Origin of the sequence: Bacillus sp. LM 4-2 (genome assembly GCF_000978495.1) — a bacterium.
GTDB lineage: Bacteria > Bacillota > Bacilli > Bacillales > Bacillaceae > Bacillus > Bacillus subtilis.
The window spans coordinates 1,549,024-1,564,054 of the sequence record NZ_CP011101.1 but is presented as its reverse complement, the minus strand read 5'-3'; the positions used below and the strand labels follow the sequence as shown (position 1 = coordinate 1,564,054).

General features: G+C 43.4%; 14 protein-coding genes. 1 reads left to right on the top strand and 13 read right to left on the bottom strand.

Annotated features, from left to right (window positions below; translation table 11 throughout):
• Nucleotides 1-33: 33 nt before the first annotated feature.
• The 10 genes from murD to bslm_RS07915 all read right to left on the bottom strand — a co-directional run bounded on the left by murD (nt 34) and on the right by bslm_RS07915 (nt 12,884).
• Nucleotides 34-1,389 carry a UDP-N-acetylmuramoyl-L-alanine--D-glutamate ligase gene (gene murD / locus bslm_RS07960; RefSeq protein WP_046381004.1) on the bottom strand — a complete coding sequence of 452 codons (1,356 nt, stop codon included), beginning with the start codon at nt 1,387-1,389 and terminating at the stop codon, nt 34-36.
• Entirely contained in the window at nt 1,390-2,364 is a 975-nt protein-coding gene (mraY, locus tag bslm_RS07955) for a phospho-N-acetylmuramoyl-pentapeptide-transferase (RefSeq protein ID WP_003232192.1), read from the bottom strand.
• Nucleotides 2,365-2,475: 111 nt separating this feature from the next.
• Nucleotides 2,476-3,960 carry a UDP-N-acetylmuramoyl-L-alanyl-D-glutamate--2,6-diaminopimelate ligase gene (locus bslm_RS07950; RefSeq protein WP_003245326.1) on the bottom strand — a complete coding sequence of 495 codons (1,485 nt, stop codon included), beginning with the start codon at nt 3,958-3,960 and terminating at the stop codon, nt 2,476-2,478.
• Between the two features lie 175 nt (nt 3,961-4,135).
• Nucleotides 4,136-6,076, bottom strand: a complete 1,941-nt coding sequence (locus bslm_RS07945; RefSeq protein ID WP_003245048.1) for a stage V sporulation protein D — start codon at nt 6,074-6,076, stop codon at nt 4,136-4,138.
• Nucleotides 6,077-6,192: 116 nt separating this feature from the next.
• The gene (gene pbpB / locus bslm_RS07940) at nt 6,193-8,337 is read right to left on the bottom strand and encodes a penicillin-binding protein 2B (RefSeq protein ID WP_038828392.1); all 2,145 of its coding nucleotides are present in this window, start codon (nt 8,335-8,337) and stop codon (nt 6,193-6,195) included.
• Nucleotides 8,338-8,342: 5 nt separating this feature from the next.
• On the bottom strand, nt 8,343-8,696 hold the full coding sequence (gene ftsL / locus bslm_RS07935; RefSeq protein WP_003232200.1) for a cell division protein FtsL: 354 nt from the start codon (nt 8,694-8,696) through the stop codon (nt 8,343-8,345).
• Nucleotides 8,697-8,735: 39 nt separating this feature from the next.
• Nucleotides 8,736-9,671: a 16S rRNA (cytosine(1402)-N(4))-methyltransferase RsmH gene (rsmH, locus tag bslm_RS07930; protein ID WP_029317766.1), complete on the bottom strand. Its 936-nt coding sequence runs from the start codon at nt 9,669-9,671 to the stop codon at nt 8,736-8,738.
• A 69-nt stretch (nt 9,672-9,740) separates the two neighbouring features.
• Complete coding sequence (gene mraZ, locus bslm_RS07925) at nt 9,741-10,172, bottom strand: division/cell wall cluster transcriptional repressor MraZ (RefSeq protein WP_003221402.1); 432 nt, start codon at nt 10,170-10,172, stop codon at nt 9,741-9,743.
• Between the two features lie 125 nt (nt 10,173-10,297).
• Nucleotides 10,298-11,917, bottom strand: coding sequence for a bacillithiol biosynthesis cysteine-adding enzyme BshC (gene bshC, locus bslm_RS07920; RefSeq protein ID WP_046381003.1), 1,620 nt, complete (start codon nt 11,915-11,917; stop codon nt 10,298-10,300).
• Nucleotides 11,918-11,987: 70 nt separating this feature from the next.
• Nucleotides 11,988-12,884 (bottom strand): 2-dehydropantoate 2-reductase, encoded by an 897-nt coding sequence (locus bslm_RS07915; RefSeq protein ID WP_046381002.1) that lies wholly within the window; start codon nt 12,882-12,884, stop codon nt 11,988-11,990.
• A 159-nt stretch (nt 12,885-13,043) separates the two neighbouring features.
• Here bslm_RS07915 and bslm_RS07910 point away from each other — a divergent pair, with 159 nt between their 5' ends.
• Nucleotides 13,044-13,526, top strand: coding sequence for an N-acetyltransferase (locus bslm_RS07910; RefSeq protein WP_014476736.1), 483 nt, complete (start codon nt 13,044-13,046; stop codon nt 13,524-13,526).
• Nucleotides 13,527-13,582: 56 nt separating this feature from the next.
• On the opposite strand, the gene gerR is transcribed toward bslm_RS07910, so the two are convergent.
• The 3 genes from gerR to bslm_RS07900 all read right to left on the bottom strand — a co-directional run bounded on the left by gerR (nt 13,583) and on the right by bslm_RS07900 (nt 15,029).
• The gene (gene gerR, locus bslm_RS07905) at nt 13,583-14,164 is read right to left on the bottom strand and encodes a sporulation-specific transcriptional regulator GerR (protein ID WP_015715842.1); all 582 of its coding nucleotides are present in this window, start codon (nt 14,162-14,164) and stop codon (nt 13,583-13,585) included.
• 145 nt (nt 14,165-14,309) lie between these two features.
• On the bottom strand, nt 14,310-14,489 hold the full coding sequence (rpmF, locus tag bslm_RS20635; protein ID WP_003154457.1) for a 50S ribosomal protein L32: 180 nt from the start codon (nt 14,487-14,489) through the stop codon (nt 14,310-14,312).
• A 21-nt stretch (nt 14,490-14,510) separates the two neighbouring features.
• Entirely contained in the window at nt 14,511-15,029 is a 519-nt protein-coding gene (locus bslm_RS07900; protein WP_014479718.1) for a YceD family protein, read from the bottom strand.
• Nucleotides 15,030-15,031: the final 2 nt, after the last annotated feature.

Sequence of the window (15,031 nt, the reverse complement as noted above, 5' to 3'; positions counted from 1 at the left end):
ATTAGGGCTGCCGATTTACTTCAAGACAAGCCCTTACTTAAGCATATGCACGGCATCTATAAACATGTCACCGCGTTCTTCAAATGTTTTGAATTGATCCCAGCTCGCACACGCGGGTGACAGCAGGATGACATCTCCTTCATTTGAGAACGCAAACGCCGCAGATACTGCTTGTTCAACATTATCGACACGTTTGACATGTTGTATTCCCAGTTCATTGCCGAGTTTCTCGAGTTTTGGCGCCGTCTGGCCAAATGTAAGCACTGCTTTGACATGCTTCATATAAGGTTTCAAGTCATCAAACCCATTTCCGCGATCCAGTCCGCCCGCAAGCAGAATGACCGGCTTATCAAAAGCTGAAAGCGCCTTGCTTGTCGCCAGAATGTTTGTTGCTTTACTGTCGTTATAAAATTTGCGGCCACTCACAGTTGTGACATATTGGAGGCGGTGCTTCACACCAGTAAAGCTTGTCAGCACCTTTTTAACCGCCTCATTGGATGCTCCTGCCGTTTTCACAACTGCAATAGCTGCTAAAATGTTCTCCAGGTTATGAGCACCGGGCAGCACAACCTCTTCCAAAGGAAGAATGGCTTCGCCGTTAAACATAATCATACTGTCTTTTACATATGCGCCCTGTTCAAGCGTTTTGCTGACTGAAAATGGGACGATTTCGGCTTTTCCGGCTTCAGCAAGACGCACGACGGTTTCATCATCCTGGTTGACAATGGCTTTATCTGAAGCAGTCTGATGAAGGTACACTTTCTGTTTCGCTTTTTCATAGTTTTCGCGCGTATGGTGATAATCCAGATGGGCGTCAAATACATTTAAAATCAGGCTGATTTCCGGTCTGAAAGCGTGTGTTCCCATCAGCTGAAACGAAGACAGTTCAGTAACGATCCATTCATCTCCATCAGCATGATAGGCAACCTCACTTGCGACTGTGCCGATGTTTCCGGCAATCAGTGCTTTTTGCGAGCCAGCTTTGAGCATTTCGTAAATTAGCGTTGTCGTGGTCGTTTTACCGTTCGATCCGGTAATCCCAATAAACTTGGCGCTGGTCAGGTAGTAAGCGAGCTCAATTTCCGTCCAAACCGGAATGCCTCGTTTCTCCGCTTCCTGAACCATAATATTTTCATAAGGAATTCCCGGGTTTTTGATCAGAATCGTGATTTGATGCTGATCGAACAGAGAAACTGGATGCTCTCCGCAAACAACTTCGATTCCTTTTTCAGAAAGCTTTTGTGCCGGTTCATTTTCTTCAAAAGGCTTTTGGTCATTGACTGCAACATAAATGCCTTTTTCATGAAGAATGGAGGCCGCCGCATATCCGCTTTTCGCAAGCCCAAGGATTAAAAAATGCTGTTTCTGTAAAAATTGATCATTTTCCACTTATAACCACACCTCGATGTAAATTCCTAAAACGGCAAGCAAAAGTCCCGCAGCCCAAAACGTCACGACTACTCTCCATTCAGACCAGCCGACAAGCTCATAATGGTGATGAAGCGGACTCATTTTAAAGATTCGTTTACCTGTCGTTTTAAAGCTGATGACCTGCAAAATAACAGATAATGTCTCGATAACGAATACACCGCCGATGATAACCAGCAGGATCTCTAATTTCGTTAAAATGGCAATGGTAACGATTGCTCCTCCCAATGCAAGCGATCCCGTATCTCCCATAAAAACTTTGGCCGGATGAGCATTAAATACAAGGAAGCCCAGAACTGCACCGACAACGGCAACTGAGAAAATCGCTACGTCATATTGAGACTGATTCCATGCCAGAATGGCAAAGGCGCCAAAGGCAATCGCCGCAGTACCGGATAATAACCCGTCAAGGCCGTCAGTCAGGTTAACTGCGTTTGATCCGCCGACAAGCATAAAGAGCACAAGGATAAAGTAAGCCCAGCCAAGATCAAATGATAAGTCAGTTCCAGGAATGCGAATATCCGTCGCAAAATTGTAGTAATGATACACGGCGTAAAATACAACTGCAATAATAATTTGTCCGATCAGCTTTTGCTTTGATGTCAATCCAAGATTGCGCTTCATGACAACCTTGATGTAATCATCTAAAAAGCCAAGCAAACCGTAGCCTAGCGTAACAAACAGAAGCAGCACCATTTCGGGGCTTATTTCTGAAAACTTCTGTGTCATAACAATTGTTGTCACTATGATAGAAAGTATAATCATGACCCCGCCCATTGTCGGTGTCCCTGATTTTTTCTGATGTGATTTCGGTCCTTCTTCTCTAATACTCTGGCCGAATTTTAATCTTCTTAAAAACGGAATAAGAATCGGAGAGAGCAGAACACTAATTAAAAACCCCATTAAAATTGTAAACAGAATGACTTGCTCAAGCATTGTCCTTTTCTCCTCCTGTTTCTTTCAAACGACATACGTAGTTATCATATTCATGATTTTTTTCCATATGAAAAATCTTTTCAAGCTCCATTATTCAGTAACATCTCTTTCCTATGAATTCGTCTTATTCTTATTGAGTTCAACAATGGCTCTCGCCGCTACTTCAGCATCATCAAAATCGAAAGTTTCATTTCCGATCTGCTGATAGGTTTCATGTCCTTTTCCGGCAATGAGGACAACGTCGCCTTTTTTGGCATTGGCAATTGCGAAAAAGATCGCCTGCTCGCGGTTTGCAATACTGTGATAGTATGCGTTCTCTACTCCGGCTTCCATATCTCTTAAAATCGCGCGAGGATCTTCGCTTCTCGGGTTATCTGACGTGAAAATCGGCTCGTCAGCCAGCTCCACAGCAATTTTAGCCATTTTCGGGCGCTTCGTCTTATCTCTGTCTCCTCCGCAGCCGACAACGACAAATAGCTTTCCTTCCGTCATGTCTCTGCATGTCTCCAGCACATTTTCAAGGCTGTCCGGTGTGTGCGCGTAGTCTACAATGACAGGAAACTCCTGCTGCTGATTGACCAATTCAAAACGGCCTCTTACACCATGCAATTCTTCAACAGCCTCAGTGATGATTTCAAACGGTATGCCTGCTGCAATACATGTCGCAACAGCGGCCAGCACGTTATACACATTAAATTGTCCGACGAGAGACATCGTGATGTGCTTCGTGCCTTTGTTTGTCACGAGATCAAAGCTTGTGCCCTGTGCAGTGATACTGATGTTCTTCGCCATCACATCAGCATCGTTTTTAATTCCGTATGTAGAGATATGCGCAGCTGTTACCTTTTCAAAATAAGCGCTCGCCTCATCGTCAGCATTCAGGACGGCACGCTTTGGATGTTCATGGTTGAAAGCCCCGCCAAGTTGGGAAAAGAGCAAGCTTTTTGCATGCCGGTACTCATCCATCGTTTTATGATAGTCCAGATGGTCCTGTGTTAAATTCGTAAACACGGCAATATCATAATCACAGCCATGGACGCGTCCTAAAGACAAAGCGTGGGAAGAAACCTCCATGATTGCAGTGTCAACATGCTTGTCATTCATTTTCTTAAACGTTTTCTGCAGCGTGACGCTTTCCGGAGTCGTGTTTTTAACAGGAAGTGTTTCGTCTCCGATTTTCATGTACATTGTACCGATCAAGCCTGTGCGTTTTCCCGCTTTTTTCAGAATCTCATCGACCATGTGGGTCGTTGATGTTTTGCCGTTTGTCCCTGTTATCCCAATCAGCTGAAGCTTCTTCGTCGGCTGTCCGTAAAACGCATCAGACAAAACGCTGAGCGCGCGAAGTGACTGCCGGACAATAATAACAGGAACATTCACATCGACCTCTCTTTCTGCCACAATAGCCGCTGCACCGTTTTCTACTGCTTTTTGCGCAAAATCGTGGCCATCCACCGTATACCCTTTTACACATACAAAAAGACTCCCTTTCTTTACTTCCCTGGAGTCCATCTCAATTGAAGTTATTTCAGGGTCTTGTGAGTCGTTTACAGAAGGTTCGGTTGTTAAGTATGTAAGCAGCTTTGTAAGTTTCATCGTATCAAACCTCTCAACATTCTAATTCGTTCTTTTTATCATTGAAGTCACATCAAATGATGTGGTAATGATTTTAAGCATACAGTTCATATTTTAGCGTAAATAAAAGGATACATCCAGCTAATCTTGAAAGATATCAGCATTTTTTCTGCAATAAAAGAATAGGCAGCCCGAATCAATCGGCTGCCTCCTTTTCATCTTCTTCAGTCAAATACACGCGTATCTTTGAGCCTTCTTTTACTTTCGTTCCGGCAGCTGGCGATTGTTTAACGATTTTGCTCCCTTTCCCGGAAGCATCCACATTGAGATTCACCAATAGTGACTCAAGATCTGAGACAGACATCCCTACAACATTCGGAACTTCTATTGTTTTTGTGTCGTTCCATTGGTATTTTTTCTCGATTTGATTTTTCCGGGGCTTCACACCAAGTTCCGGCAGACTGTCTCTCATAATATTTCCGACAATAGGCGCTGCAACCGTTCCGCCAAACTGAATCGTGCCTTTCGGGTTATCCACCGCAACGTAGACGACTAGACTCGGATCATCAGCGGGCGCGAAACCAATAAATGATACAATATGGTTGTTTTCAAGATATTTTCCATCTTTAACCTTTTGTGCAGTTCCCGTTTTTCCTCCGACACGATATCCTTCTACAAATGCATTGCGGCCGGTTCCTTCTGCGACGACGCTTTCTAGAGCATAGCGGATTTGTTTGGATGTTTCCTCAGAAATGACTTGTTTCTTTGCGATTGGTGATTGTTTTTTGACCGTTTTCTTCGTAACAGGATCGATCCATTCCTTTGCAATATAAGGTGTGTAGAGCGTTCCTCCGTTTACAGCGGCGGATACTGCTGCAACCTGCTGAATCGGCGTGACGGATACTCCCTGTCCGAAAGCCGTAGTTGCTTGCTCCACCGGGCCCACTCTCTCAAGCGGGAATAAGATGCCTGTTCCCTCGCCTTGGAGATCAATCCCCGTTTTTTGTCCAAAACCAAAGTCTTTGATATATTTGAAAAGCTTTTCCTTTCCTAAGCGCTCGCCTAATTCAACAAACCCCGGGTTGCAGGAGTTCTGCACAACTTCCAGATACGTCTGCAGCCCGTGCCCGCCTCTTTTCCAGCACCGCAGTCTCGCTCCGTCCACTTCCGCATGCCCTTTATCATAAAATTGATCCCGTTTCAAATTTACTTTTTGCTCTTCAAGGGCTGCTGCAAGTGTAATAATTTTAAAGGTAGATCCCGGTTCATACGTGCTCCATACTGGCAGATTTCGATTGTAGACGGACGGATCAACAGATTGGTAATCAGCAGGGTCGAAGTCAGGCCTGCTAGACATCCCCAAAATTTCTCCGTTTTTGGGATTCATGGCTACAGCAATCATGCCGTCCGGATGATATTTGGCCTCAGCGTTATCAAGCTCTCTTTCCATTATCGTCTGGACCTTTGAATCAACCGTCAGCTTCATATCAAGCCCATCCTTAGGCGGCGTATAGTCATCCGCTTCATCAGGCATCTTCTTCCCCTTGGCATCTGTATAAAACTTAACAGAACCTTTTTCCCCTTTTAAATCATCGTCGTAATAGGCTTCAAGTCCAAGGAGCCCTTGGTTGTCAATTCCTGCAAATCCAAGCACATGAGATAAAAAGCTGCCGAACGGGTAATGACGGATACTGTCCTCCGCAACATACACACCTTTTAAATCAAGCGCTTTGATTTCTTTCGCCTTCTCATTTGAAATTTTTCTCCCTTCAGGAGTAATCTTTTCGATTGACGCTTTTTTTGTCACATGTTTATATACTTTTTCTTCTGACATATTGAGCACCGCCGCAAGCTGCTTGCTCGTTTTCATCGGATTCTGAACTTGGCGCGGCACGACGAATACGGTCGGCGCACTTTTATTTGTTGCGAGCTTCACACCATTCCGATCCAGAATCTCGCCTCTCTCCGGCTCAAACGGCAAGTTCCGGCTCCAGGAATCTTTCGCTAGCGAAGTCAGTTTTTCGCCCATCACAAACTGAACATACCCCAGCCTTGTATCAATGATCAGAAACACGATCACGCCAAAAAGCAAAACAAATAATAAACGTTTTCTAACCGTTACATTCGAGACGCGCAAGAGACCGTTCACTCCTTATTTAGGCTTGTTTCATTTTATGCCTGAATTTGGACAGGTAGAACGATGCTCCTCTGAAGGCATAAAAAAAGAAAGCCTGCATAACGACGGCTTTCTTTTTAATCAGGATTTTTAAACTTAACCTTGATTACGGTTTTGTCTTTGATTTCTTTGTCTTTCTTAACACTTTGGCTGACAGCGTAGCCTTGTCCGCTTACTTCAATATGAATTCCCGCGAGCTCGCCGTACTGCAGAACCTCTCTTCTCGACCAGCCTGTCATATCAGGCATTTTGATTTTGCCGCCCGTTTTCAGGAAGACCTTTTGATTGGTGAGAACTTCCTCATCCGCTTTCGGATACTGTTCTTTTACAGCGACATCACTGCCGATGACAATTGGTGTGAGATTCTCCTCTTTTGCTTTCTTTTGAGCAGCAGCTACCGTTTGATCTGTTAAATCAGGCATTGTCTGCGCTTTTGTTTCTTCCTTATCTGAGTCAGATTTTTCAGTTGGTTCGATGTTTAGGTAGTGCAGGCTATTTTTCATTGTTGGATTGAAGATTTCTGATACTGGATCTGAACTGCTTTGTCCTGCTTTTAGTTGCGGCTGCTGTACAGCAACATAAATTAAAAGCTCAGGATCATCTTTTGGCGCCATACCCATAAAAGAAAAGATATAGTTATCTGTGCCGTCTAAATATCCGCCTTTACCGGCTATTTGCGCAGTACCTGTTTTCCCGGCAACATCAAAACCTTCGATTTTATATGCTTGCCCTGTTCCGATTTTCGACGTAACAACTTCTCCCAATATATCCCGCACCTTTTTCGCTGTGCTTGCAGAAATTGGGGTTCCGGCTGATTCCGGCTTATTTTGATAAATAGTTTTATCTTTATCGGGATCAACGATATGGTCAATCACATAAGGTTTCATCATTTTGCCGTCATTTGCAATTGCCGTTGCGGCCTGAATCTGCTGAATTGGTGTGACCGCAGACGCTTGGCCATATGCAGTTGACGCCTTATCAAATTCATATTTAAAGTTGATTTTGCTGGAGACTTCTCCAGGCAAATCAATACCTGTTTTCTGGTAAAAATTGAATTTGTGCAAATATTGATTGAGGCGGTCATATCCCAGCTTTTCTTTCGCCAGTTTCGCAAAAGCGACATTCGACGACCTTAGGACGCCGTCATGATATGTTGTCGGACCCCAGCCTACACCGTTATTGTGATCCTTAACAGGTGCTCCGCCAACTTCAAATGTCCCTGATTTATATTTTTCGTTCGCATTAAACACGTTTTCCTGCATCGCAGCAGCAAGTGTAAAGATCTTCATCGTGGATCCGGGCTCATACGCATATGAAATCAAATCATTATAGTAGTTTGTCACATCGCGCTTGTTCGGATCAAAGCTTGGGCGCTGTCCCATGGCAAGGACTTTGCCCGTTTTCGGATCAACGACTGCGGCCATGATTTTTTTCGGATTATACTTTTGCGCCACTTTTGTCATGCTGTCTTCCAAAAAGGTTTGAATTTTCTGGTCAATGGTTAAATATACATTGTCACCATTTTTTGGCGCTGTAATTTTATTTTTGCTGTTCGGGAGCTCCCAGCCGGATTTGTCGCTTTCATATGTCACATATCCGTCCCGCTCCTTCAAATACTTATCCAGCACTTTTTCTAACCCCATCGCGCCGGAAATTTCATTTGTGTCTTGATCAACCTCGGCATAGCCGATTAAATTGGATGCAAAAACACCGTTTGGATAATAGCGTTTTGTATCCCGTAAAAATGAAATGCCCGGGAGTTTCAGCTTTTCGATTTTTTGCTTTTGCGAATACGTAATATCCCGGCCAGCTGAGCCAAACTCGACTTGTTTTGCATCCTCCTTATTTAAGATATCAAGGATGTCGGCCTTGTCCAAGTTTATCACTTTAGACAATGCTTCTGCCGTTTTTTCTTTGTTTACAACATGCTGAGGATGCTTGACATCAGTGGTCATTTTTTTATCGAGAATCGCAATCAGTTTATACGTCGCTGTGTCCTCTGCAATGACTTTTCCTTTTCGGTCTAAAATCGAGCCGCGGCTCGCTTCGATGGTCCGTTTCTTTTCATGCTGCTCTGTCGCTTTTGTCGCAAGCACTTCGCCGTTCGCTTTTCCGGTTATTTGAATATATGCCATTCTCCCCAGGATGACAAAGAAAAAGAGAGCGAAACAAATACTTAGAATCGCTGCTCCTCTATTCATAAATTTATTCTTTTTTGGCATTTGAATCATTCCTGTATGTTTTTCACTTTTTTATCTTTTAAATTCAAGCCGTTCTTTTTCGCAATGTCCATAATGCGCTGCGGTTTGCTTAAATCAGCAACGCTTTTTTCGAGGTCACCAATTTGCTTATTTTCGGATGAAATTTGCTCCTCAAGCTTTTGCACCTCAATATTGGTTTGATATGCCGCATACGCCTTCGATACGATCAAAAGCGATACGCTGAGCACCGCCGCAGCAAAGAGGACAAGAAGCACTTTTTCTCCGAGAGTAATGGAAGCCCTTTTCTTGACAATCACTTTTTTCTCAGGACTGATCGCATGCCGCTGCTGTTTCTCTGGTTGGTAAGCTAAATTGCTCATAGGCTGATGACCTCCTTTTAATTTTGCGTTCGCGTTTCGTTATTTTCTTTTTTCAGCAATCCGAAGCTTGGCAGAACGAGCCCGGTTGTTCTCTTCAAGCTCTTCTTGAGATGCCGTAATCGGTTTTCGTGTGATGAGCTTCAGCTCCGGTTCAAACTCTTCCGGTATAACAGGAAGTCCCGGAGGAAGTTCCGGAAGCGACGACTTTTCTTTAAAAGTGGTTTTGCAAATTCTGTCTTCTAGCGAGTGGAAGGTAATGACCGATACCCTGCCCCCTGGCTTCAGAACCTCAATTGCCTGCTCCAAAGCTTCTTCAAACACCCTAAGTTCATCGTTTACGGCAATTCTGATTGCCTGAAACACGCGTTTAGCGGGATGTCCGCCGCTCCTTCTCGCTGGAGCGGGAATCGCGTCTTTTATTAGATCGACCAGTTGGCCCGTAGTTTGAATAGGAGACTTCATTCTTGCCTCCTCAATTTTTCTGGCGATCTGTTTACTGAACTTCTCTTCTCCGTATTTAAAGAAAATACGGACGAGATCCTCATAGCGCCACTCATTAACGACTTCTTTCGCCGTAAGCGTAGCCGACTGGTCCATCCTCATGTCCAACGGTGCGTCATGATGGTAACTGAATCCGCGCTCCGGTGTATCCAACTGCGGAGAGGACACCCCTAAATCAAATAAAACACCGTCTACTTCTGTAATGCCTTGTTCATTCAAACATTCTTTTAAATACCTGAAATTGCTTTTCATCAGAATGAGCTGTCCTTTATAGTCGGACAACACTTCTTTAGCATGCTGTAATGCCGTATCATCTTGGTCAAAAGCGATTAAACGCCCCTTCTCGGATAACTGCTGCAATAAGTATGTACTGTGCCCAGCTCCGCCGAGTGTGCAGTCTACATATGTACCGTCCGGCTTAATATTGAGTCCGTCTACGGTTTCACGAAGAAGTACTGTCTTGTGTTGAAACATATTGTGTTGGTCCCACCTTTTATCAGGATGAATTGAAATTGTTTTTAGAGTGTTATACACGAAGAATCATTATATATCAAACCCAATCATGTTTTCAGCAATTTCAGCAAATGAATCTTCTTGCTCTTCTGTGTATTGTTCCCAAATTACTTTACTCCACAATTCAATTCGATTAGAAACCCCGATAACAACACATTCTTTTTCCAGTTTGGCGTAATTCAATAGAGATGATGCGATATTTACCCTGCCTTGCTTGTCCAGTTCGCATTCAGTCGCCCCTGAAAAGAAGAAACGGGTAAACGCGCGGGCATCTTTCTTTGTGAGAGGAAGAGCTTTTAGTTTTTCTTCAATTTGTTTCCATTCGTGCATAGGGTAGCCGAAGAGACATTGGTCAAGTCCTCTAGTCAGCACAAATTGCTCACCTAGGCCTTCTCTGAATTTAGCGGGTACGATCATGCGGCCTTTCGCATCGATGGTATGCTGATATTCACCCATAAACATGATCTCTTGCCCCACTTTCTCTCCTTAACTCACCACTATTCACCACTTCGCTCCACAACTTCATTTTACACTGTTTACCCATAAAAAAAAACCCTGAACTAGTCGGGGTTCTTTAAAACTTTATTTCAAAGTTTGACAACTTGATGTTGATTTTGAAAAGAAAATGGCAGATTCTTGAATGTCGTGAAGAATTTTGGACCGTACCTGTTCAAATAATACATGATATTCCAAATCCGTTCTTGCGGCGCAAGAAGCGGCTTAATGCTATTTTGAATTCTTTCATAATCCTTCAAGACGTAGCCTTCTTTTTCTTCAATTCGCTTCATCACCGTGCGCTCTAAGAATTGAAGCTGATCCTGTATAAAAGCGGCATTTTTCAGGAGTAAAGGTTCCAAGCTTTGATCAACCTTTAACGCCTCCTGCCGGACCGTTTTGTGAATCGCTTCAATTTGGCTTTTCGCCTGATCCATCACCGCCGTAAACTCTTCCGGAATCTGGCGCTCGAAGTATGTCTCTCTTTGATTCTCCGTTCCGCGCTCAATCGCGTCTTGTAATGAGATATTCCGTTCAACCAGTTTTTTCTCAATATGCCGCTCAAGTATCGTAATGTTCAGCCTTGGCATGACAGGAGGCATTTTGAAGCCCATCACCGCAAATGCCTGTTTGAGCTCGCCCCAATAATTGATTTCCCCAGGCCCTGCAATAAATGCTAAAGTCGGAATGAGAAATTCCTGCATTAACGGTCTCGTTACAACATTGTTGCTGAAACGCTCTGGATGTTCTTCCATATGTGTATGAAGTTCATCCCTCGTCCATCCTAGATCAAGCTCTTTGATGACAAATCGGCCGTTGTCTTTTTCAATTAAAAAACGCTCTTCTTCGTATTCATAAAACAGATTCGCCTGCTCTTTTCCGGACTCGATAATCGGTTTGTAGCCTGCTTGACGCATGAAGGCCTGCTGATCTGATACAGCGCGGGCGAGTTCATCATTTTCTCGAAGAATCTTTTGGAACATGGCCGTTTCCAGCTTTTTAATCCCCGGATCTCCAGAATTTAATAAAACTAAGCCCTCTTCTTGGAACAAATCCGCGATCAGCAGCTCAAAGAAGTCAGTAAACGTAACAGATTCCCTTAAACATCGTTTCACATTGTCGAGAAGTGTATTCGTATGGTCTGTTTCTTCAAAAGCGGCAAAAACATCATCTATCCACGCGGCACACTTTTCCTGATCAAGCGATGTACTCGCTGCTGATGATTTCTTCCAATACGACTGAGGCAGCTTTTTTTTCACAGGCCCATTCTCTTCAGATGTGTGAACAAAATTAATCTCATCCAAATCGTGGTCTTCTCCAGCCACCCAGAAGATTGGTATGACAGGCACTTGCAGTTCCTTTTCTTGTTGCTTTGCTAAAACAATGATTGAAATGATTTTATGTATGGTGTAAAGCGGTCCTGTTAAAAGTCCTGCCTGCTGTCCGCCGACTACAGCGGCACTTGACGGGTCCTTCAGCTTCTCAATAGCAGACTGCATCGCACTTGAACCGAATTTATTATGGTAAGAGGTTAAGTACGCCGCCAATTCCTCTCTTGCGAAAAACCGGGAAGATAAGTCTTCCAGTCTTTCTCGCCACATGTCCTTATGATGAATACTGTAATCAAAAAAAGAAGACATTTCTTCTTTGCCATCTATATAGTGCTGTACAAACACATTCTGATTTTTGATGGAAAGTTCAGTTAGCTGCATCTTCTAGAACTTCCTTTCTCCAATAAATAGTTAGTGATCCGAAATGAGTATAGCATGTTACCGAAAAAGCTCAAAAGACTTTGTTTGTATTTCGCTCCAATGCTTTGATGCTGCCATATAAAAACTCTAGGTGGACTGCATCAAGACCTTGAAGACTTGCTTCCTTCAATAAGTATCCGATAATGGCGTCAGCTTCCGTCTGCCGGCCTCCAATGACGTCAACCAACATGGATGAACGATTCTCTTTCGTTTGCCCACAAACGGCCTGAACCCGCTCCCAAGCCTTTTCTTCGTTTTCAAGTTTTAAAATGCGGCATGCCTCCTGAAATACCAGCTTCATAAAAGCCAGATAAGCTGGCGTTGCCAGCAGTTCTCCATTTTTCACCTGCAATAACGCAGTTAAAGGATTAATACACGCATTTACAATCAGCTTGCCCGTCAGCAGACGGTACCAATCCGTCTCATAATAAATCGGAAAATCCGAATGGTTATGCTGAAACATGATGTTCAGCCGGTCTGGTTCAGCATCGTCGAACGCGCTCCATTTTATCGCACCTAGGCCTGTATGATCAACAGCTGTATCCGATTTTCTTACAGCTCCGTGCTCAACGATTCCAACATAAATGGAATGGCCAACGTGCCAGTCTTTTAGGTCGTGGATATGCCCCATGCCGTTTTGCAAAAATAATATATTCGTCTTCCCGATTCGTTCAAGCGACGAAAAAACAGATTGAAGCTGATGCTGCTTCACTGTCACGACAAGCAGGTCAAAGTCCGAATTGATACTCGTGTCCGCACTGCAATCAGCCCTGAATTCCTCCCCGCCTTTATAAAGCCGGATTCCTTCAGACTGAATGGCCGCAGCCTGTTCTTGCCGCCTCGTCACAACAGTCACGTCGTGATAAAGTGACAAATAATAGGCGCATAAAAGACCGACGGAGCCTCCGCCGATAATTCCAATTTTCATGATGTCACACCCAATTTAGCATTTACGTATTATCATAGCAGAAGTAAGAAGAAATTACTTCTCAAAGATCCCATGTGCTTAAAATTAAAGTTTAAATATTTGGATTTTTTAAATAAAGCGTTTACAATATATGTAGAAACACCAAAGGGGGAGATTTGTTTGACAAAGGTAGAACGTCTGCTTATCAACTATAAAACGCTGGAAGAATTCAAGAAATTCAAAGAATACGGCATTCAGGAGCTTTCAATGCTTGAAGAACTTCAGGATAATATTATTGAAAATGACAGCACCTCGCCTTTTTACGGGATTTATTTTGGCGATAAACTTGTAGCACGAATGAGTCTGTATCAAGTTAACGGCAAATCGAATCCCTATTTTGACAACCGCCAGGATTATTTGGAGCTGTGGAAGCTTGAGGTTCTTCCGGGCTACCAGAACAGGGGATACGGGAGAGCCTTGGTTGAATTTGCAAAATCATTCAAAATGCCGATCCGGACAAATCCGAGAATGAAATCAGCGGAATTTTGGAACAAAATGAACTTTAAAACTGTTAAGTATGATATGGCGAGGGACAAAGGGGAAAACCCGCTCATCTGGCATCCTGATATGGATCACGAAATGACACCAGGAGAGTCTGCATAGAAATCAAAACAACCGGCCTATTCTTACTATAGGGCCGGTTCATTTCAGGCGTTTCTTTACGTTTCTTGAGCCGCTTTTTTCATTCTTCCGTCTTCCTTCGAAACAACCATTTTTCTGGCCCGATCCATGATATCGATCAGTGCCTTGTAATCCTCTTCTGTCATCTCTAGCTGATTCCGCAATGTCTGATTTTCACTCCGCAAATCCTCAAGCTCTTTTTGCAGCGATTGGATTTGCTCCCTCAATTTTTCCCTTTCAAGCTGAAATTCTTGTGCAGACGGCGCTTCTTTGAATTGTTCGAGAAATTGAATAACATCCTGAATGGACAAATCTCGTTTTCCTTCCGACGATGCCGAGGCAGTCTGCTTCATGGAATTCGGCATATTGACCGAATGAACGCCGATTTGCTTTCTCAGTTCTTTCCTTTGCTTTTTTGCAAGCTCTATACCTGACTGGTATTGTTTTCTCACATATGAGTTCCACCTGAAACCACAGGCTGCCGCGGTTCTGGTCAGCGCCCTTCCAACCTCCTCAAAGGCTGAAAGCTGTGTTCCTCCCTCTCGAATATGACGAAGCACCACTTCTGCCAGCAGCAAATCCTCATCCTGAGTCCAAGCATCTTGTCTTGTAATGGTCAAATTCAATCTCCCTCCATGTCAGCTTATTTATCTCATACATATGCCGGTAATAGATTAGATAGACTATTTGCACTCACAAATTTTCCGCAAGCTGACAGGAAGAGAAAAAGAAAAAGCGCAGGGCTTTCACCCCGCGCTTTTCTTATTAGTTACTTTTTACATTTATGTCTTTGCCGTTGTATGATCCGCATGCTTTGCATACACGGTGAGACAACTTCATCTCTCCGCATGACGGACATTCTGTCATACCAGGTACATTAAGTTTGAAATGTGTACGGCGCAATCTTTTCTTCATTTTAGAAGTTCTTCTAAAAGGTACAGCCATTATTCCCACCTCCTTAAAGAGTTAAGATTCATCATCTTGTTTTAAGAGCTTTTCAAGGGCTGCAAGTCTCGGATCAACTTGATTCTTCTTGTCTTCTTCCGAAATAACTTGCCAATCCTTTCCTTCTTGAGGAGCAGCTCCTTTTTCTTGTTCAGATTCACAAAAGATTTGCATAGGGATTTCTAAAAGAATTTCTTCTTTCACGATCGGAGTTAAGTCGATAGTATCGTCCTCAACAATGTGAACGTCATCATCTTCTATATCATCCGTGTGATGAAATATAAACAGTTCTTTTGTTGAAATTTCAAATGGATACGGGACATCAACGAGTGTTCTTGAGCATGGCAAAATCATTTCGCCTGAAATTGTAAAATCAAACGAAACCTGTTTGGATTTGATATCCGCTCTGCCCTTCACCCGGACGGGAGAAATGCGGCGAATGTCAGAATTCAGCTTTGTCAGCTCATTTAACTCAACTGTTTCATCAAACTCAAAACTTTGTTTTGGCATTTGATGCAGCTGATAAATCGTCCATTTCATTT

What these genes read in the sequence shown, in the direction of transcription:
- rsmH (WP_029317766.1), bottom strand. Translation starts at nt 9,671, where the DNA reads ATGTTTCAACACAAGACAGTACTTCTTCGTGAAACCGTAGACGGACTC.
- bslm_RS07900 (WP_014479718.1), bottom strand. Translation starts at nt 15,029, where the DNA reads ATGAAATGGACGATTTATCAGCTGCATCAAATGCCAAAACAAAGTTTT.
- ftsL (WP_003232200.1), bottom strand. Translation starts at nt 8,696, where the DNA reads ATGAGCAATTTAGCTTACCAACCAGAGAAACAGCAGCGGCATGCGATC.
- mraY (WP_003232192.1), bottom strand. Translation starts at nt 2,364, where the DNA reads ATGCTTGAGCAAGTCATTCTGTTTACAATTTTAATGGGGTTTTTAATT.
- mraZ (WP_003221402.1), bottom strand. Translation starts at nt 10,172, where the DNA reads ATGTTTATGGGTGAATATCAGCATACCATCGATGCGAAAGGCCGCATG.
- rpmF (WP_003154457.1), bottom strand. Translation starts at nt 14,489, where the DNA reads ATGGCTGTACCTTTTAGAAGAACTTCTAAAATGAAGAAAAGATTGCGC.
- bshC (WP_046381003.1), bottom strand. Translation starts at nt 11,917, where the DNA reads ATGCAGCTAACTGAACTTTCCATCAAAAATCAGAATGTGTTTGTACAG.
- bslm_RS07950 (WP_003245326.1), bottom strand. Translation starts at nt 3,960, where the DNA reads ATGAAACTTACAAAGCTGCTTACATACTTAACAACCGAACCTTCTGTA.
- bslm_RS07915 (WP_046381002.1), bottom strand. Translation starts at nt 12,884, where the DNA reads ATGAAAATTGGAATTATCGGCGGAGGCTCCGTCGGTCTTTTATGCGCC.
- pbpB (WP_038828392.1), bottom strand. Translation starts at nt 8,337, where the DNA reads ATGCCAAAAAAGAATAAATTTATGAATAGAGGAGCAGCGATTCTAAGT.